Source organism: Mesorhizobium sp. M4B.F.Ca.ET.143.01.1.1, from assembly GCF_004792275.1.
GTDB lineage: Bacteria > Pseudomonadota > Alphaproteobacteria > Rhizobiales > Rhizobiaceae > Mesorhizobium > Mesorhizobium abyssinicae.
This window is the reverse complement of the sequence record NZ_SRSR01000002.1, coordinates 58,199-75,314: the sequence shown is the minus strand read 5'-3', so window position 1 is coordinate 75,314 and position 17,116 is coordinate 58,199. Positions and strand designations below refer to the sequence as shown.

Genomic DNA, 17,116 nt, shown 5'->3' with positions numbered 1-17,116 from the left:
GCGCTCAGAATTCGCGGCGTTGGCGGCGGTCCTCCACGACCTTCGCAAGCACCTCGGTCGGGTCGCGGTCGACAGGCAGCGTCAGCGCGTTCTCGACGTCGAAGACGGTGAGGCCGATATCGCGGCGTTCGCATTCGCTCATGGCGGCGAGCACTGCAAGCTCGCCGCGCGTCTTCCAGAAACGCGGCAGCCACAACAGCGCCGATGTCGCGGCGCAAGCGAGTCGGTAGAGCCGGGAAGGGGAGGCCTGGCGCCGGTTCTGGCGCCGGTTGTCGGCGGTGGCGCCGATGAAGAAGGAAACGATCGTGGTCATGGCCTTGATCTCCGTCTCGAACTGTCACTGTGACAGCAAGGCCGAGGATAGTTGGCGCCAGACTGGAGATCGTGATGCCCCGGCGAAACTTCAGGGAAATTGCGACGAAAACCGCAAGTCGGTTCGGGGTGCGGCGAGCGTCGATCGGTAGCGTCCGCGCTCCTTGGCGCAATCCCCCCTCACGGGCCTCGAGGGGGAGATGGCAGCTTCGCTGCCGCGCGGCCTAAGGCTTGTTCTCGGCCTCTCGCCGCCTTCAGTCTGCGTCCCCGGAAGCCTTGCCGCATTCGGCCAGCACCTTGCCGATCGCCGCGCTCGATCCGGCGAGCGAAAAACTGTTCTCGCCATATTTGTCGGACGTGACCATGACCTCGCCCTTGCCGCGCAGCAATGCGAGCAGCGGGTCGGCGCTGCCGAATTGCGCTGTGAAGTAATTGTACATCGCCTCGAGCACGAGCGTCTTCGTCACCGTCTTGCCGCCGGCCTTGAACGCGAACGAGGCCTTTATGCCGGGCTCGAGTTGCGGACCGGCCTCGCCGAGATCGTAGCTCAGCGTCGGCTTGCCGAAACAGGTCAGCATCAGATGCGCGCCGCCATTCGGCCCGCCGCACACCGAGGCCGTCAGCACGCTGCCGCCTTCGTCCTCCTCCATCTTCGCGCTCCAGCCGCAGGATGCGGCATTGGCCGGCTGCGTGGCTTGCAGTGCGCCCAAGACGATGAATGCCGCCAATACGCTTCGCATGATTTCCCCCCATCAAGACACTCGTAGCGGCAGGATCATACAGGGCAATTGATGGAGTGGCAGCACCGAGATTGGCTAAGGGCAGTGACAGCCGATCTCCCCCGCCACATGCCCTCATTGGACTTCACCAAAATACAACCCATATCTTCACCATGGAGCTTTGAGCGTGATCTTCGCGCGGGTGGCCCTTCTTGCCGCTGCTCTTTTGGCCGCGGCTGTCGTTTCTCCCTTCTCCTCGACCGGGAGCGGGAAGGTGGCGCTGAGCGTCGCCATAGACGGCGCCATCGGGCCGGCCAGCACCAGGCAGCTCGAGGAGGCGCTCGACACCGCCGCCAAGCGCGACGCAGCGGTCCTCATCCTGCAGCTGAACACGCCGGGCGGGCTGGTCACCTCGATGCGCGAGATGATCGCCGCCATCCTGGCCTCGCCGGTGCCGGTCATCGGCTATGTCGCGCCGGCCGGCGGCCACGCGGCCAGCGCCGGCACCTACATCCTCTACGCCACCCATGTCGCGGCGATGGCGCCCGGCACCAATCTCGGCGCAGCGACGCCGGTCGAGCTCGGCGGGCTGCCGTCGCTTCCGGGCGGCGAGAAGGACAAGGACCAGAAGGACGCCACCGGGCGGCCGGCCGGCGACGCGATGATGGCCAAGGTGACCAATGACGCGGTTGCGCTGATCCGCTCGCTCGCCGAAATGCGCGGCCGCAATGGCGACTGGGGCGAGAAGGCGGTGCGCGAGGCGGCGAGCCTTTCGGCCAGCGCTGCGCTGCAGGAACATGTCATCGACTTCGTCGCCCGCGACACCACCGAGCTCTTGCAACTGGCCGACGGGCGCACCGTCGACGTCGCCGGTAAAAAGCAGGTGCTGGCGACCGACGGCCTACCGGTCGAGACGTTGGAGCCGGGCTGGTTCATCCGGCTACTCGCCGTCATCACCGATCCGAACGTCGCCGTGATCCTGATGCTGGTCGGCGTCTATGGCATCATCTTCGAATTCACCAGCCCGGGTGCGGTAGCCCCCGGCGTCATCGGCACCATCTGCCTGGTGCTCGGCCTCTATGCGCTCAATCTGTTGCCGATCAACTATGCGGGCCTGGCGCTGATGCTGCTCGGCATCGCGTTCCTTGCCGTCGAGGCGTTCAATCCCACCGTGGTGCTCGGGCTGGGGGGCGTCGCCGCATTCCTGCTGGGCTCCGCCGTGCTGCTCAAGGTCGAGGGTCCGGGCTTTGCCATGTCGTGGGCCGTCATCGGCCCCGCTGCCGCGCTGACGCTGGGGTTGGCACTGCTCGCCGGAACCTATGTCTGGGCGGCGCGCAAAAGCCCGCCGCGCGTCGGCGGCGAGGCCATGCGCGGCCTGCCCGTCGAGATCCTCGACTGGCAGGACGGCGAGGGCCATGTGCTGGCCTTAGGGGAGCGCTGGCGGGCGAGGGCCGACGAGCCCGTCGCGCCCGGCGACAGCGTCGAGGTGACTGACGTCGGCGACCTCGTGCTGACGCTGCGCCGCCGCGACGCGAACAACAACGGAGCAATAAGATGATGGTCGGTTACGTGGCCTATCTGGTCGTTGCGGTGGCCGTGATCATGTTCCTTGCGGCCGCCATCCGCATCCTGAGGGAATATGAGCGCGGCGTGGTCTTTACGCTCGGCCGCTTCACGGCGGTCAAGGGTCCCGGCCTCATCATCCTCGTCCCCTTCATCCAGCAAATGGTGCGGGTAGACCTGCGCGTTGTGGTGCAGGACGTGCCGCCGCAGGACGTGATCTCGCGCGACAATGTCTCGGTGAAGGTCAACGCCGTGCTCTATTTCCGCATCGTCGACGCCGAGCGGGCGATCATCCAGGTCGAGGATTTCATGGCCGCCACCAACCAGCTGGCGCAGACCACGCTGCGCTCGGTGCTCGGCAAGCACGAACTCGACGAGATGCTGGCCGAGCGCGACAAGCTTAACAACGACATCCAGGAGATCCTCGACCAGCGTACCGATGCCTGGGGCATCAAGGTCTCCAATGTCGAGATCAAGCATGTCGATTTGAACGAGAGCATGGTCCGCGCCATCGCCAAGCAAGCCGAAGCCGAACGCCTGCGCCGCGCCAAGGTGATCAACGCCGACGGCGAGCAGCAGGCGGCGGCGAAACTGGTCGAAGCCGGCCGCATGCTGGCGGCCGAGCCGCAAGCCATGCAGCTGCGCTATTTCGAGGCCCTGCACGACATCGCCGGCGAGCGCTCGTCGACGGTGGTCTTCCCGCTGCCGGTCGATCTGCTCGGGCAGTTTTTGAAGGGGCAGGGGAAGTGAGGGGGGCCTCGCGCCGACCTCTAAATCACCTTCTTCCCCGGCGCCGATGTCCGGATCTATCTCGCGCTCGATGGCGTGTAGCCGAAGCGGCGGCGGAAACAGCGATTGAAGTAGGACACATCGCTGAAGCCATTTATCAGCGCGATTTCGCTGACGCGCATGGCGTCGTTGTGCCGTTGCGAGAGCATCTTGTGCGCTCTCTGCAGGCGTAGTTCGAGAACACGCTCGGAGAAGCTGATGCCTGTTTCCTGGAGCAGATCCTGGACATAGCGCGCCGACAGGCCGAGCTCTTTTGCGACACCTTGCGCGGAGATTTCCGGATCGGTGAAGCCACCGCGAATTTTAGTCAGAATCGCTTGCGTCCGTACCGCACGTAGACCTCGCGCGTCCGCGTTGTCGTGCGCCGTCACCGGTGCGGCGATGGAAGCGGTGGCGGCGATCAGATCGGCAATATGATCGGCCACGAACTGCATGGTCAGTTGAGACTCGGCTTCTTTCTCATCGGCCAGAACGCCGACATAGGCACGAACAAGGGCGTTGATCATCATGGAGCTCGACACGACGGTCATCAGGCGATCCTCAAACCCTGCATATCGCTGACGCACGCGTTCGCGATCGGTCTGCACGGCGGTCAGGCCGCATTGCCCGTCGCTCACTCGGATGATTGAGGGAGCGCTCTGCTCGACAAGAACGGACGCGCCTGGACTCAGATCGACGCTCCTTCCCGCCTGGTCGACGCTGAGCGGGGAGTGTCCGGCATTGAGAAGCAACACGACATTGTTGGTGCTCTGAGCAGCAATGTCTTCAGTGGTTCTCGATATCGATTTGACAGTGCCGTGGATCGTGCCCACCGAAACGTCGCTAGCGCGAACAATCCTGAGCTCGCCTTCGAACGATCTGCCGATGGCCGGATCGGCACGCAGACGGGCGTAACCGGATGTCAGCGATGAAATCCATTGCTCCTTCTGGATTTGTTCGCCGCCGATCAGGTCGCTGGAATTGTAGATAATCCTGTGCAATCCCTCATAGGCGCCAAGATGCTCCGGCAAATCGGCCGATGGAAACACCGTCTTTCGTGACAAAGGAAGCGCCCCCGCTAAACCCGCAGTCTCAAAAAATCGAACGCGACGCTTTCCATTCCAGGAATAACCAGCAACATTGATGGCTTGGCGTTCAGCCGATTGAACCCCTTAATCGAGCCCAATCACGCTTGGCGTCACCCGAAAGTATGACGCCAGCAAAATCCTCCAGGCGGATCGGCGTCCTTGCGCCGAGCCGCCGTCAAAATGTTGCTGGTTTCATTCTTTGCCCGCCATCCATCATGGCGGGCATGCTGGGGTGCAGGAGAAACGGTGGAAAGGCTGAGCAGCGAAATTCTGGGTTCGATTGTCGGCGATATCTACGATTGCGTGCTGAATCCGGACGGCTGGACCGGGGTCATGATCCGGATCACCGAAACCATGGATGCGGCGTACAGCACCATCGCGCTTGCCAGCACTGCCGACAATCACGGGCGCTTCGCCGCTCGGTCGCCCTGGGATGCCGAGCGGATGCGCGTGCTGCAGGAGGATTATGACTTTGACGCAATTCCAGGGCTGAAGGCGGCGGTCGTCGGCGATATCGACACGCCCGTCGCGACGCTGTCGCATATCAGCGAAGCCGAACTCCAGCAGACGCCGTTTTATCAGAATTGGGCCAAGCCGCAGGGATTGCGCGAAGGCTGCATCATCAAATTCGTTCACACACCGGACCGGATCGGCCTCATGGGTTGCACCACGCGGGCCGGCAGGGGGATCATATCCGTCGAGGAGCAGCGTTTCATGGCCTTGCTGTCGCCGCATCTGCGCCGTGCGTCCCTGATTGGCGACCTGCTCGATCAGGCCCGCGTGACCGCCAGTCTCTATCGTCAGGCGCTCGACCATCTGGCCGTGCCTGTCGTGCTTACTGGCGCCAGTGGGGCAATCCTGCATGCCAATGAGGCTGCCCAGCAGATGCTTTCGGTGGAAGGTCCCATTCGTTCGAGGAATGGCCTCCTGCAGGCGCAGAATCCGGCGGTGGCTCTTGCCCTGCAGGAAGCGATCGCCAGTGCCGCGCGCGCGGATGCCTCGCTTGGTTCGCGCGGCATCGGCCTGCCCATTTCGGCGCCGGGCCAGCCGCCCGCCGTTGCTTATGTGTTGCCGTTGACCGAAGGCACCGCGCGCGCGGCTTTCCGGCCCGCCTGTGCCGCCGTCTTCGTGTCGACGACGACGTCCGCCTCGCCATTGCCGGAAGCCGTTCTCACCACGCTGTTCGACCTGACGCCAGCGGAGGCGCGGGTCCTGCTCAGGATCGGCAGCGGTTTGTCCGCCCCCAGGAGCGCGGTTGCGCTCGGCATCGGCGAGAATACCCTGAAGACCCACCTCAACCGGATCTTTGCCAAGACCGGCACGCGGCGCCAGGCCGATCTCGTCAAACTCATTTCGGACATGGGCGCCCCTCTCGCAGGTCCCGAATCGACGTAGCCGGCCGGCTGCGGCTGATCCGCCACACTGGTCCGGAAAGTGACGGGGTGCGTTCCAGGACAATTCCGGTGCGGCCCAGCCCAAGACGCGCGCCGCCCGACAATGCAAAACCGGGACGTCGACAACAGCTGAATCCCCGCGAAGCATTTCGGCGGCGGGGAACGTAGCATTTCTGGGGCATCAGACTGACAATGAAAACCATTCTTCTCGCGGCAGCCTTCATCCTCGCGCCTGTCGGCATGGCATGCGCGGCGGACATCAACGAAACCTCGCCCGTTGCCGCCGCCTACGGCTGGTCCGGCCTCTACGCCGGCGTCGACGTGGGTTATGCAGCCGGAAAATCCAATCTCTTCATTGCCGGCGCTGGCCTTGGGGGCACCGACGTCAACGCGCCCCTCAATCCGACCGGCTTTGTTGGCGGCGTCCATATCGGCGTCAACCAGGAGATGGCGAACCGCTTCGTGCTCGGCGCCGAGGCCGACCTCGCGTACAGCAATGTAGATAGGGTGAGCACCTTCGCAGGCGCCGGCGCGCTGCTCAACACCGAACTCAAGTGGTCGGGTTCGGCGCGGCTGCGGGCTGGCTATGCTTTCGATCGGACCTTGCCCTACATCACTGCCGGCGTGGCCGCCGCCAAGTATGAAGTGAGCGTGATCACCAACGGCCCCGGCGGTACAATACCAGTCCACGACGAAACCCATCTTGGCTGGACGGTTGGAGCTGGCGTTGACCACGCCTTCACCGACAAGTGGATCGCCAGCGTCGAATATCGCTACGCCGACTTCGGTAAAAAGGATCTCTCGGTGCCGCTTTTTGGTCCTGGCACGGTTTCGAACGTCGATCTCAAGACGCACAATTTACGGGTCGGCCTCAGCTACAAGTTCTGATCTGCAGAACCGAACGGAGCCCCTCTGCGGCCTTTCCGAAACGGAGGGCGCAACATTTATGAGGCAGCAGACACGATGAAACCGATTCTTCTCGCGACAGCCTTCATCCTCGCGCCTGCCGGCCTGGCATCAGCGGCGGACACCAATGAGGGGCCGGCTGCCTACGACTGGTCTGGCTCCTATACCGGCGTCGACGTCGGTTACGCAGTCGGAAGCTCTGACCACCTGGTCACCAGCGGCGGCGGCGATCTCAACAGTCCTATCGATCCGAACGGCTTCATAGGGGGCATCCATATCGGCCTCAATCGTGAAATGGCCAGCCGCTTCGTACTCGGCGCCGAAGCCGACCTGATGTACACTGCCGTGGATGGACAGACGGCCTTCGGCAGCGGCGGTGGCGCCTTGGTCAAGGGCGAGGTCAAATGGTCAGGCTCTGCGCGGCTGCGGGCTGGTTACGCCTACGACCGGACCTTGCCCTACATCACTGCCGGCGTGGCTGCGGCCAGGTATCAAGTGCTCGTGACCACCGGCGGCTTCGGCGGTGACCAGCCATATCGTGAAGAGACGCATGTTGGCTGGACGGTTGGAGGCGGCGTTGAGCACGCCCTCTCCGACAGGTGGATCGCTCGGGTCGAATATCGCTACTCCGACTTCGGCAGCAAGGCTCTCTCGGTGGTGAATGGCTTTACCACCGAAACGCACGTCGATCTCCAGACTCACGATATTCGGGTCGGACTCAGCTACAAGTTCTGATCCGCCGGACCGAACACCCCCCCGCGCCGGGCGTTTCCGCCGCGGGGGAGCGCTCGAACTTGAAGCGCCCGGCATCAGCCTGGGGCGACGAACACAAGCTGGAATATTGCCGCGATCCTTCGCGCCCCTCCGGCCTCGCGGCCATCTCCCCCCGCAGGCGCTCATTGCCATTGGCAACAGGTGCATCACCTACTCACGGATGCATTAGGGAGACAACCCAATGACCGACGACGAAAGCGCGATCCGGCAGGTGGTCGAGACCTGGATGGCGGCAAGCCGCAAGGGCGATCTGGAGACCGTGCTCTCGCTGATGACCGACGACGTCATCTTCATGGTTCCCGCCAAGGAACCGTTCGGCAAGGCAGCCTTCGCTGCCGCCTTCAAAGGCATGGGCGAGAAGATCGATGGCTCGAGCGAGATCGTCGAACTCAAGCTGCTCGGCGACTGGGCCTATATCCGCAACCGCATCGACATGACGGCGACGCCGCCGGGCGGCGAGCCGGTGCGGCGCTCCGGCTACACGCTCACGCTGCTGCGCAAGGAAGGCGACGGACGCTGGCGGCTGGCGCGGGATGCGAACTTGCTGGCGAGTGCCTGATCTCGCTATGTGAAGCTGTGATTTGCTGAAACGCTGGCGGGACAGCACCTCGCTGGCCTGCCGGCCATCTCCCCCTCAAGGGGGGAGATTATTCGCTCCGCCGCCTTCGCCAATTCGAACGCTGCGAGGGTGCGCGCCGGCGCTGAAACCGCAAATCTCCCCCTTAAGGGGGAGATGCCCGGCAGGGCAGGCTCGCGTCAGCCTTAGATCAACTTCTCTAGCGTGATCGGCAAATCCCTTACCCTCTTCCCCGTCGCATGGAACACCGCGTTGGCGATCGCCGGCGCGACGCCGACGATGCCGAGCTCACCCACGCCCTTGCCGCCGAGCGCGGAGGAGTGCGGGTCGGGAATGCCGACCGAGATCGTCTGAATATCCGGAATGTCGGCATTGGTCGGGATCATGTAGTCGGCGAGGTTGCCGTTGACGATGCGGCCGTGGCGGCGGTCGACCAAGCCTTCTTCCAGCAGCGCCTGGCCGATGCCCATGATGATGCCGCCCTTCCACTGGCTTTCCGCCAGCTTCGGATTGTAGAGCCGGCCGGAATCCAGCGCCGACACCACGCGCGACACCCGCACCGTGCCGAAATCCTCGTCGACCCTGACTTCGACGAAATGCGCGCACCAGGAATGGCGCGAATAGTCGCCTTCGGTGTGCGGGATCGACATGGCGATGGTGGTGTAGTTCTTGTAGCGCTCCTCCGCTGTCGTGGTCGCCGGCATGGTGTCGCCCTTGGCCTCGATCTTCTCGCGACCGACGGCGGACAATAGCTCGGCGATCGACAGCTCCGGCCCTTCGCCGCGCGGTGAGGCGATGCGGCCGTCCCTGACCACCAGCGTGTTCGCCTGCAGCGCATGGAAGGGCGAGCGCGGATCGGCGATCGCCAGCCCGATCAGCTCGTCGAGCGCCTGGCTGGCCGCCTTATAGACGGCGCCCGTCATGACACCGGCAAGCCTGGAGCCACCTGCAACGCCGGCGCGAGCGAAGTGGGAATCTCCCAGCTTGACCGACACCTGTTCCACCGGCACGCCTAGCGTCTCGGCCGCCGTCTGCGCCAGGATAGTATAGGTGCCCTGGCCCATGTCGATGGAGGAGCTTTCGACCTCGACCGAACCGTCGGCGAGGATGTTCACCACCGCCTCGCCATGGGCGCGCCGCACCGGATAGGTGCCGGCCGCGACGCCCCAGCCGATCAGGTGATGGCCGTCGCGCATCGAGCGCGGCGCGGGCGAACGCTTCGCCCAGCCGAAGGCTTCCGCGCCGGCCGCGAAGGCCTCGCGCAACTGGCGTGTCGACCATGCCTTCCTGGCGTGCGGGTCTTCCTCGGCGTAATTGCGCAGCCGGATCTCCAGCGGATCGATACCGAGCTCATAGGCGAGCTCGTCGATGGCGCTCTCGATGCCGAAGGCGCTGGGGTTTTCGCCCGGCGCCCGTTTGGCTCCCGGCACCACGGTGTTGACCCGCACGACATTCTGCTTCGAGGAGAAATTGGGCGTGGCGTACATGATCGAGGTAACGGAGCCGAGTGGCTCGACCCACATGCCGTCGACCGCCGTCTCGTTGACGCCGCGATGCACGATCGACTGGATCTTGCCATCGCGATCGGCGCCGATCGCCACGGTCTGCCTTGTCGCGGCGCGGCCGCCATAGGAGGTAAAATTCTGCGGCCGGGTCAGCATCAGCTTGACCGGCCGTTCCAGCATCTTTGCCGAGGCCGCCGCTACCGCGCTGTGCGCCAAGGCGAGCGCCTTCGAGCCGAAGCCGCCGCCAATATAGGGCGAGACCAGCCGCACGTTCTCGAACGGGATCGTGAACCATTCGGCATAGGTGCGCGCCATGCCGTCGAGCCACTGGCTGGGCTCCCAGATGGTGAGCGCCTCGCCCTGCCAGCGCGCGATCAGCCCATGCGGTTCCATCGCCGCCTGGAACTCGCGCGGCGTGTTGTAGGCGGCGCAGACGCGCACCGGCGAAGCGGCAAAGGCGGCTTGGGCGTCGCCCCACTCCTTGGTCATCGCCTCGATCGGGATGCCGTCGCCCGCCTTGGGGTCGCTGAGGTCGACGATGGCCGGCGTCTCGTCATAGGTCACCTTGACGAGGGCAGCGGCCGCGACTGCCTGCTCGAAGGTCTCGGCCACCACCGCAGCGACATGCTGGCCGGAATAGGTGACCACGCGGGCGAGCGGGCAATAGGGGACGTCGGGCGGTAGCGTGCCGAACCAGTCCGACGCCGTCCTCAGCGGTATGATGGTGTCCGGCGTCAGCACCAGAAGCACGCCGGGCGCGGTCTCGGCCGCGCGCGTGTCGACCGAGAGGACCGTGCCGGCGGCGACGGTGCTTTCCACCATCACCGCATGCGCCAGCCCTTCGAGCTGCTGCTCGACCGCGTAGTGGGCCGCGCCTGTGATCTTGGCCGGGCCGTCGACGCGCGACAGCCGCCCGCCAACCGCTTCGAGGCGCGCGCTGTCGGAGGCGGCGTGTTTCATCTCGTGAACGGTCATGCCGTCTCTCCCAATTTGAGGATGGCTCTGGCGACGACGCGCGGCGCGAGCTCGATCTTGTAGTGGTTGGCGCCATGGTCGACGGCGCCCTCCATGGCGAGTTCGCTGGCCTTGCGGACTGTGGCCTCGTCGAACGTCTTGCCTTTGAGCGCGTCTTCGACTGAACGCGCACGCCAGGGCTTCGTGGCGACGCCGCCGAGCGCGACGCGGATGTCGCGAATGGTGCGGCCATCGCCTTCGAGTTCCAGCCCGACGGCGGCACTCGCCGCCGCGAACTCATAGGACTGGCGGTCGCGGACCTTGAGATAGGTCGAGCGCCTGGCTGCGGCCGAGCCGGGGATCTCGATGGCCGTGATCACCTCGCCGGGGCGGATGTCGTGCTCACGTTCGGCCGTGGCGCCCGGCGCCAGGAAGAAGTCCTCGACCTTGAGCCGCCTCTCGCCGAGATGGATCTCGGCGTCGAAGGCAACGAGCGCGATGGCGAGATCGCCCGGATAGGTGGCTATGCAGGCCTCGCTGGTGCCGAGCACGGCATGGCCGCGCGTCACCCCGCCGATCGCCGAGCAGCCGCTGCCGGGCGCGCGCTTGTTGCAGGCCGGGAAGTTGGCGGGGTCGCGGAAATAGGGGCAGCGCGTGCGCTGCATCAGATTGCCGCCGATGCTCGCCATGTTGCGCAGCTGCGCCGAGGCTGCCTGCCAGAGTGCTTCCGAGACGGCTGGGAAGCGGCCCTTGATCTCGGCATGGTCGGCGACATGGCTCATTTTCGCCAGCGCGCCGATCACGGCGCGGCCGGCGCTGACATCGATGGCGTCGAGCCCCTTGATATGGCTGATGTCGATGACAGCGGAAGGTTCGGCGACGCCGCATTTGGCGAGGTCGACCAGCGTCGTGCCACCGGCGAGCAGCATGGCGCCGGGAAGGGCGGCGGCGTTGCGTGCAGCTTCCACGCTGTCGGCGCGAAGGTAGGAAAAGTCTCTCATGAGCGGAGCCCCTCTGCTGCATGGCGAACGGCGGCGACGATGTGCGGATAAGCGCCGCAGCGGCAGAGATTGCCGGCCATGTATTCGCGGATTTCTTCGTCGGAGCCGGCATGGCCTTCGCGGATGCAGGCCACCGCCGACATGATCTGGCCGGGCGTGCAATAGCCGCACTGGAAGGCGTCCTGCTCGAGGAAGGCGGCCTGGACGGCGTTGAGCGTGCCGTCTTCGCCCGCCAGTCCTTCGATGGTGGTGATGGAACGGCCCTGAGCTTGAGCCGCGAGCGTCAGGCAGGCCAGCACGCGCTCGCCGTCGACATGCACGGTGCAGGCGCCGCACTGGCCGTGGTCGCAGCCCTTCTTGGTGCCGGTGAGATGGAGACGATCGCGCAGCGCGTCGAGCAGGGTGACGCGCGGCTCGATGTCGAGCGCGTGGTCGCGGCCGTTGATGGTGAGATGGATGGAGAGGGTGGTGGGGCTAATGGTCGATTGGTCATTCATGAGGCGTCGGGCTCCAATTGCTGGACGCTAGGCGGATGGAAATGGGGCTTGGGAGGCGAGGGGCAAGGCGTGGAAGCTGCTAATCTCCCACCTTGTGGGGGAGATGCCCGGCAGGGCAGAGGGGGGCGCGAAGGAACGCGGCGATTGTGACTACGTCCTTGAGAGGAAACCTGAAATGCGAACGCGTTTGTCGCGGGCTGAGACGTCGGCCGGACAGCGCCCCCCTCTGGCCTGCCGGCCATCTCCCCGACGAGGGGGAGATCGGCAGTTCCGTCGTCCAGCGGGCAACCGAATTTCGCTCCTCTCGAACACGTGACATACCGGTCCCCCTGATTATATGATAAAGGTGCTCCACTAAAACGGAGGCGCCTCCGTTTATTTACGTGGGGGCTGACCGGCCACGGTTCAAGCCCCAATCGACCCGTGGAGACAAAATTGGCTGGAAGGCCGCCAACTGCCGCCGAGAAGAAGCCCGCCACGCCAGCGCCAAAACCGCTGCGCGCAGACGCCCAGCGCAATCGCGACAAGCTTGTCGAGGTGGCGGCGCAGGCTTTCGCGACCGACGGCGTCGACGCTTCGCTGGAGGAGATCGCCCGCCAGGCAGAGGTCGGCATCGGCACGCTCTACCGCCATTTCCCGACCCGCGAGCATCTGGTCGAAATCGTCTACCGCCGCGAGGTGGAGGCGCTCTGCCTGGCGGCGGAAGAACTGGCCCGCGATCACCCGGCCGATGTCGCGCTGGAGTTCTGGATGCAGCGTTTCGTCGACTACATCGCCACCAAGCGCGGCCTCGCGACCAGCCTGCGGCTCTTGCTCAACACCAACTCGACGCTGTTCTCCGACACCTCCGGCCGCGTCTCTCAGGCGCTCAAACGGTTGGTCGAAGCGGCCGCCGCCGCCGGCACGATCCGCGCCGACGTCGATGCCTCCGACGTGCTGCATGCGCTCGGCGGCATCTACTCCGCCCCCAACACGCCCGACTGGCGCGACCGCTCGGGGCGGCTGGTAAAGCTCTTGATGGATGGGTTGCGGTTCGGGGCGACGAAGGCGCCGAAGGTGCCCCGATAGTCGGGCGCGCCGCGATCGGCCTATCGACCCAGCGGTTGCCTCGACAGCGAGAGAAGTTCTTCCTCGTCGGTGATGCCGGCCATGTAATTGGCAAGGATGCGCGACGCCAGACCTTCGAGACGATCGGCGGCATCGCTTTCATGTTTCAGCCGTTCGAAGATACGTGCCAGCAAAGCCAGTTCGGACGGATCGAAAATACCAGCGTCCTGAGCTTTTCGACGAATTGGCATGACGCCTCCCACGCAGACGTTTTCGCAAGGCCATTGCAACGCGCCCCATCGAGACTGCGAGTTCGTGGTTAAGAAAACATTAGCCATGCAAAAAGTTCCAGTGCGGTCGAATGGGCCGTGTGTGCTTAGCCGCCGACCGTTCCGCAAATACACAAACGTGTCATCGACTGGCATTGCCGGGAGCGCAGCCTAGATAGGGCGCTGGGCAAACATGATTGCAGAAGGACATACGCATGCCTGAACGGCTGACATTGAACGACGGCTCCACCATCCCCCAAATCGGTCTGGGCGTCTGGCAGGTCGACCCGGGCACCACCGCCAAGGTCGTGCGCTGGGGGATCGAGGCCGGCTACCGGCTGATCGACACCGCCGAGGGCTACCGCAACGAGGAAGGCGTCGGCGAGGCGATCCGCGCGGCTGGCGTGCCGAGGGCCGAGCTGTTCATCACATCCAAGCTGCGCAACGGTGCGCACCAGCGCGATGCCGCGCTGCGCGCTTTCGACGACACGATGCAAAAGCTCGGCATCGACCAGATCGATCTCTTCCTCATCCACTGGCCGGTGCCGAGCCAGGGCAAGTATGTCGAAGCCTGGAAGACGCTGGTCGAATTGCGGAAGGCCGGCCGGATAAAATCGGTCGGCGTGTCGAACTTCAACCAGGACCATCTGGAGCGCATCATCGGCGAGACCGGCGTTACGCCGACCGTCAACCAGATCGAGCTGCACCCGCGCTTCCAGCAGCGCGACAAGCGCGATTTTCACGCCAAGCACGACATCAGAATAGAAAGCTGGAGCCCGCTGGGCAGCGGCCGGCTGCTGGCCGATCCGACGCTCGAGGCAATCGCCAGGAAGCACGGCAAGTCGGTGGCGCAGGTGATCATCCGCTGGCACCTGCAGGAGGGGCTGATCGTCATTCCGAAGTCGAACCACCAGGACCGCATCGCCGCCAATTTCGACGTCTTCGACTTCGCGCTCGATGGCAGGGACCTTGAAACCATCCGCGGCATGGACTCGCAAGACGGCCGCACTGGGCCGGACCCGGCGACTGCGGCGTTTTTGTTCTGAGGCGTTGAAACAGCTGATCTCCCCCCACGAGGGGGAGATTAGCGCTTCGCCGAAGGCGCCTTTTCTGCAACGTTGGCGATTGGCCTATCGCTACGCCATCGCCACGATCACATGCGCCTGGATCTTGGCGGCGACCGCGCCGCTGCCGTGTCTGTCCTTGATCACGGCTTCGGCGTGGTCGGTCGCCGCTTGCAGTTTTCCCGCGTCCCTGGCCTCGATCTCGTTGCGCAGCAGCGTTCCCTGGCAATAGGCGACGGCCGGAACGCGCGGCGAGGATGCGCGGCTTTGTTCGGCTATCGTCTCGATCGCCACATGTGAGAACCCCGCGGCCTCAACGTCTCTGCGGATCAGGTCCTTGTCGTGGTAGCCGTGCGGCGTGCGCGCCAGGAAGTGCGGCGGATCGTTGGGAAAGATTTTGGCAAGCGCATTCGTCACGTCATGCGCAAAGACATTCTCCTCGATGCGATCCCACACGTTGAACAAAAAGCGTCCTCCGGGCTTCAGGACGCGCCTTGCTTCGCGATAGCCGGCCGTCCGGTCGGGAAAGAACATCGCGCCGAACTGACAACAGACGAGATCGAAGGCCGCGTCCTCGAACGGCAGCGCCAGTGCATCCGCCTGGCGCCATTGGATGCGGCTGTCGGGGCCTTGCCGCGCGGCGGCATAGTCGAGCATCGGCTGGTTGAGGTCGGTCACGACATAGCTTGCGCCGACCGGCAGTTTTGGCGCCAGCGCGCGGGTGACGACCCCGGTGCCGGCTGCGGTCTCCAGGACGGCGCCGGGCGACAGCGCCGCCGCCCGTCGCGCGAGATCCACTGCGTAGGGCTCGAAGATCAACGGCACCATATGGCGGTCGTAGTTTTCCGGAACAGAGCCGGCGAACACCTTGTCGGTTTCCAGCATTTCTATTCCCCGTCCGTTTGATGGCTGGCAAGGCTAGCATATGATTGCTTGTTTCGGCTCGTTTTCGACCGAAAGGCGTCCGGCGCCATATGCGGCTACGCCGGACCTATCTCGCCTTATCCAGCCTGGTTGGTTGAGCCGCCCGAAGCCAGTGCGCGAGCCGGCTATCCCTTTTCTTCCACCAGGATCACCAGCGATTCCGGTACCACGCCGTCGAATTCCATGGCATCGGCGGCTGCCTTGCTCTGCATCAGGGCCGCCAGCTTGTCCATGTCCGGAACGTCCATCATCAGCGCCACCCGGTTCGGGTTCTGCGGATCGACGAAGGTGCGGATGTTGGTGATTCCGAGCGCGCCGAAAATCTCCTTGCGCTTCGGCGACGTGAGCCAGTGCTTGTCGCCTTTCGTGATGTTGTGATGGCCGATGATCGTTGGCATTGCGGACCCTCCCAAGGTGGCGCCCGGCGGGTCGAAATCGCCCGTCTGGTGCGATCTATGCGAGCGCCAATCAGCGCCGTTTCCATTTGGCTGTCAATTAACATTCGCTGATGGGCAGGCACCTTCTCCGGCACGGGGAGAAGGACTAGGTTCCGTCGTTACGCATCCAGGAGTCCGCCCATTCCAAAACCCACCTTCCTCGAGATCGCCCGCCGTGCAGGCGTCGGCACGGCGACCGTCGAGCGTGTGCTGAACGGCAGAGGCGGGGTGCGCCCTGCCACCGTCGAGAAGGTGGTGGCGGCGGCGCGCTCGCTCGACTATCCGCGCCGTCTGCCCGAGGCGCATCGCGGCGTCATCCGCATCGAGGTGATCCTGGTCAGGCCGGACGCGACTTTCTTCGCCAGGCTCTCGCGCGCCTTCGAGCGCATCGCCGCCACCCTCGACCGCTCGATCGCCGTCCACCGCACTTTCCTCGACGAAGCGAACCCAGCCGAGATCGCCGCGCGCATCCTCGATCCGGACTTGCGCCGCGCCGGGTTGATCCTCGCCGTTCCCGACCATCCGCTGGTCAGCGCCGCGCTTCGCCAGCTCGAGGGCGAAAGGATCCCGACGGTGCAGATCGTCACCCAGATCTCCGGCACCAAAAGCACCTATGTCGGCATCGACAACTACGCCGCCGGCCGCATGGCCGGCCTGCTGATGGCACGCATGCAGCGCCGGCCGGGCAAGGTCGTCGCCATCTGCCACAGCCAGATCTACCGCGTCCACCGCGACCGCGTGCGCGGCTTCTTCGACTATCTGATCGAGGCTGGCGTTGAGTTCGAGCCGGTCGCGGCGCTGTTCGGCCATGACGATGGCGACCGCAACGCCGAACAATTGCACGAGGCGCTGAAGCGCTGGCCGGACCTTGCCGGCCTCTACAATGCCGGCGGCGCCAACACGGCGCTGAACGAGGTGCTGCGCCGCCACCCGAGGGGCCGCGACATCTTCTTCGTCGGTCACGAATTGACCGAGCGCAGCACGCGCGCCTTGCGCGAGGGCACGATGGACGTCGTGCTCGACCAGTCGCCGGAAGCTCAGGCGCGCCGCGCCATAGACCTTGTGCTCGCGGCGCTGAACCTGCACGACCTGCCGGTCGACAATCCACCGATCCGCTTCGTCACCTTCACCGCCGAGAACCTTTGATCTGATTTGATCAAGGAACCGGGAGCCTTCGCCGCCGTCGCGGTGCTAACTCGCCCGTGAACGGAAGGGCGATGGCATGTGAAGTTCGCCCCCTCATCCGGCCGCTTCACCTGCACCTTTTGCCGTTTCGGAGAAGAGGCGGGCGGCGGCACCGATGATCTCCCTCTTCCT

General features: G+C 64.9%; 18 protein-coding genes. 9 read left to right on the top strand and 9 right to left on the bottom strand.

Features of this window, described 5'->3' with window-relative positions; genetic code table 11:
* Positions 1 to 4 precede the first annotated feature (4 nt).
* The gene (locus tag EN786_RS04450) at positions 5 to 313 is read right to left on the bottom strand and encodes a hypothetical protein (protein WP_127310322.1); all 309 of its coding nucleotides are present in this window, start codon (positions 311 to 313) and stop codon (positions 5 to 7) included.
* A gap of 253 nt (positions 314 to 566) precedes the next feature.
* Positions 567 to 1,052 carry a hypothetical protein gene (locus EN786_RS04445; RefSeq protein ID WP_245478268.1) on the bottom strand — a complete coding sequence of 162 codons (486 nt, stop codon included), beginning with the start codon at positions 1,050 to 1,052 and terminating at the stop codon, positions 567 to 569.
* Positions 1,053 to 1,218: 166 nt separating this feature from the next.
* Here EN786_RS04445 and EN786_RS04440 point away from each other — a divergent pair, with 166 nt between their 5' ends.
* Both EN786_RS04440 and EN786_RS04435 read left to right on the top strand, forming a co-directional pair.
* The gene (locus EN786_RS04440; protein ID WP_127310321.1) at positions 1,219 to 2,589 is read left to right on the top strand and encodes a nodulation protein NfeD; all 1,371 of its coding nucleotides are present in this window, start codon (positions 1,219 to 1,221) and stop codon (positions 2,587 to 2,589) included.
* Positions 2,586 to 3,344: a slipin family protein gene (locus EN786_RS04435; protein ID WP_127284425.1), complete on the top strand. Its 759-nt coding sequence runs from the start codon at positions 2,586 to 2,588 to the stop codon at positions 3,342 to 3,344. The genes EN786_RS04440 and EN786_RS04435 overlap by 4 nt, the downstream gene beginning before the upstream one ends.
* 56 nt (positions 3,345 to 3,400) lie before the next feature.
* On the opposite strand, the gene EN786_RS04430 is transcribed toward EN786_RS04435, so the two are convergent.
* A complete protein-coding gene (locus EN786_RS04430) occupies positions 3,401 to 4,426 on the bottom strand; it encodes an AraC family transcriptional regulator (RefSeq protein ID WP_127310320.1) in 1,026 nt (341 codons plus the stop codon).
* Between the two features lie 270 nt (positions 4,427 to 4,696).
* On the opposite strand from EN786_RS04430, the gene EN786_RS04425 reads away from it, so the two are divergent.
* The 4 genes from EN786_RS04425 (at position 4,697) to EN786_RS04410 (ending at position 8,083) form a co-directional block, all read left to right on the top strand.
* On the top strand, positions 4,697 to 5,845 hold the full coding sequence (locus tag EN786_RS04425) for a helix-turn-helix transcriptional regulator (RefSeq protein ID WP_128273898.1): 1,149 nt from the start codon (positions 4,697 to 4,699) through the stop codon (positions 5,843 to 5,845).
* Between the two features lie 191 nt (positions 5,846 to 6,036).
* Positions 6,037 to 6,732: an outer membrane protein gene (locus EN786_RS04420; RefSeq protein WP_127310318.1), complete on the top strand. Its 696-nt coding sequence runs from the start codon at positions 6,037 to 6,039 to the stop codon at positions 6,730 to 6,732.
* Between the two features lie 75 nt (positions 6,733 to 6,807).
* Entirely contained in the window at positions 6,808 to 7,485 is a 678-nt protein-coding gene (locus tag EN786_RS04415) for an outer membrane protein (RefSeq protein ID WP_127310317.1), read from the top strand.
* A gap of 220 nt (positions 7,486 to 7,705) precedes the next feature.
* A complete protein-coding gene (locus EN786_RS04410; RefSeq protein WP_127310316.1) occupies positions 7,706 to 8,083 on the top strand; it encodes an SgcJ/EcaC family oxidoreductase in 378 nt (125 codons plus the stop codon).
* A gap of 203 nt (positions 8,084 to 8,286) precedes the next feature.
* Here EN786_RS04410 and EN786_RS04405 read toward each other — a convergent pair whose 3' ends face one another.
* From EN786_RS04405 to EN786_RS04395, 3 genes are read right to left on the bottom strand one after another with little or no spacing between them, the layout of a single operon-like run.
* Positions 8,287 to 10,581: a xanthine dehydrogenase family protein molybdopterin-binding subunit gene (locus EN786_RS04405; RefSeq protein ID WP_127310315.1), complete on the bottom strand. Its 2,295-nt coding sequence runs from the start codon at positions 10,579 to 10,581 to the stop codon at positions 8,287 to 8,289.
* Positions 10,578 to 11,561: a xanthine dehydrogenase family protein subunit M gene (locus EN786_RS04400; protein WP_135908012.1), complete on the bottom strand. Its 984-nt coding sequence runs from the start codon at positions 11,559 to 11,561 to the stop codon at positions 10,578 to 10,580. Before EN786_RS04400 ends, EN786_RS04405 begins: the two co-directional genes overlap by 4 nt.
* Positions 11,558 to 12,058 (bottom strand): (2Fe-2S)-binding protein, encoded by a 501-nt coding sequence (locus EN786_RS04395; RefSeq protein WP_189340763.1) that lies wholly within the window; start codon positions 12,056 to 12,058, stop codon positions 11,558 to 11,560. The genes EN786_RS04400 and EN786_RS04395 overlap by 4 nt, the downstream gene beginning before the upstream one ends.
* Before the next feature lie 435 nt (positions 12,059 to 12,493).
* Between EN786_RS04395 and EN786_RS04390 the strand changes: the two genes are divergently transcribed.
* Positions 12,494 to 13,126: a TetR/AcrR family transcriptional regulator gene (locus tag EN786_RS04390; RefSeq protein WP_127310932.1), complete on the top strand. Its 633-nt coding sequence runs from the start codon at positions 12,494 to 12,496 to the stop codon at positions 13,124 to 13,126.
* Between the two features lie 20 nt (positions 13,127 to 13,146).
* Here EN786_RS04390 and EN786_RS04385 read toward each other — a convergent pair whose 3' ends face one another.
* A complete protein-coding gene (locus EN786_RS04385; protein WP_320254358.1) occupies positions 13,147 to 13,443 on the bottom strand; it encodes a hypothetical protein in 297 nt (98 codons plus the stop codon).
* 146 nt (positions 13,444 to 13,589) lie between these two features.
* Here EN786_RS04385 and EN786_RS04380 point away from each other — a divergent pair, with 146 nt between their 5' ends.
* Positions 13,590 to 14,420: an aldo/keto reductase gene (locus EN786_RS04380; protein WP_127310931.1), complete on the top strand. Its 831-nt coding sequence runs from the start codon at positions 13,590 to 13,592 to the stop codon at positions 14,418 to 14,420.
* A gap of 90 nt (positions 14,421 to 14,510) precedes the next feature.
* Here EN786_RS04380 and EN786_RS04375 read toward each other — a convergent pair whose 3' ends face one another.
* The gene (locus tag EN786_RS04375; protein ID WP_127310930.1) at positions 14,511 to 15,323 is read right to left on the bottom strand and encodes a methyltransferase domain-containing protein; all 813 of its coding nucleotides are present in this window, start codon (positions 15,321 to 15,323) and stop codon (positions 14,511 to 14,513) included.
* Positions 15,324 to 15,487: 164 nt separating this feature from the next.
* Positions 15,488 to 15,760, bottom strand: a complete 273-nt coding sequence (locus EN786_RS04370; RefSeq protein ID WP_127310929.1) for a hypothetical protein — start codon at positions 15,758 to 15,760, stop codon at positions 15,488 to 15,490.
* A 180-nt stretch (positions 15,761 to 15,940) separates the two neighbouring features.
* Here EN786_RS04370 and EN786_RS04365 point away from each other — a divergent pair, with 180 nt between their 5' ends.
* Complete coding sequence (locus EN786_RS04365) at positions 15,941 to 16,945, top strand: LacI family DNA-binding transcriptional regulator (protein ID WP_127286338.1); 1,005 nt, start codon at positions 15,941 to 15,943, stop codon at positions 16,943 to 16,945.
* Positions 16,946 to 17,116 lie beyond the last annotated feature (171 nt).

What these genes read in the sequence shown, in the direction of transcription:
- EN786_RS04450 (WP_127310322.1), bottom strand. Translation starts at nt 313, where the DNA reads ATGACCACGATCGTTTCCTTCTTCATCGGCGCCACCGCCGACAACCGG.
- EN786_RS04445 (WP_245478268.1), bottom strand. Translation starts at nt 1,052, where the DNA reads ATGCGAAGCGTATTGGCGGCATTCATCGTCTTGGGCGCACTGCAAGCC.
- EN786_RS04435 (WP_127284425.1), top strand. Translation starts at nt 2,586, where the DNA reads ATGATGGTCGGTTACGTGGCCTATCTGGTCGTTGCGGTGGCCGTGATC.
- EN786_RS04420 (WP_127310318.1), top strand. Translation starts at nt 6,037, where the DNA reads ATGAAAACCATTCTTCTCGCGGCAGCCTTCATCCTCGCGCCTGTCGGC.
- EN786_RS04415 (WP_127310317.1), top strand. Translation starts at nt 6,808, where the DNA reads ATGAAACCGATTCTTCTCGCGACAGCCTTCATCCTCGCGCCTGCCGGC.
- EN786_RS04410 (WP_127310316.1), top strand. Translation starts at nt 7,706, where the DNA reads ATGACCGACGACGAAAGCGCGATCCGGCAGGTGGTCGAGACCTGGATG.
- EN786_RS04405 (WP_127310315.1), bottom strand. Translation starts at nt 10,581, where the DNA reads ATGACCGTTCACGAGATGAAACACGCCGCCTCCGACAGCGCGCGCCTC.
- EN786_RS04400 (WP_135908012.1), bottom strand. Translation starts at nt 11,561, where the DNA reads ATGAGAGACTTTTCCTACCTTCGCGCCGACAGCGTGGAAGCTGCACGC.
- EN786_RS04395 (WP_189340763.1), bottom strand. Translation starts at nt 12,058, where the DNA reads ATGAATGACCAATCGACCATTAGCCCCACCACCCTCTCCATCCATCTC.
- EN786_RS04385 (WP_320254358.1), bottom strand. Translation starts at nt 13,443, where the DNA reads ATGGCTAATGTTTTCTTAACCACGAACTCGCAGTCTCGATGGGGCGCG.
- EN786_RS04380 (WP_127310931.1), top strand. Translation starts at nt 13,590, where the DNA reads ATGCCTGAACGGCTGACATTGAACGACGGCTCCACCATCCCCCAAATC.
- EN786_RS04375 (WP_127310930.1), bottom strand. Translation starts at nt 15,323, where the DNA reads ATGCTGGAAACCGACAAGGTGTTCGCCGGCTCTGTTCCGGAAAACTAC.
- EN786_RS04370 (WP_127310929.1), bottom strand. Translation starts at nt 15,760, where the DNA reads ATGCCAACGATCATCGGCCATCACAACATCACGAAAGGCGACAAGCAC.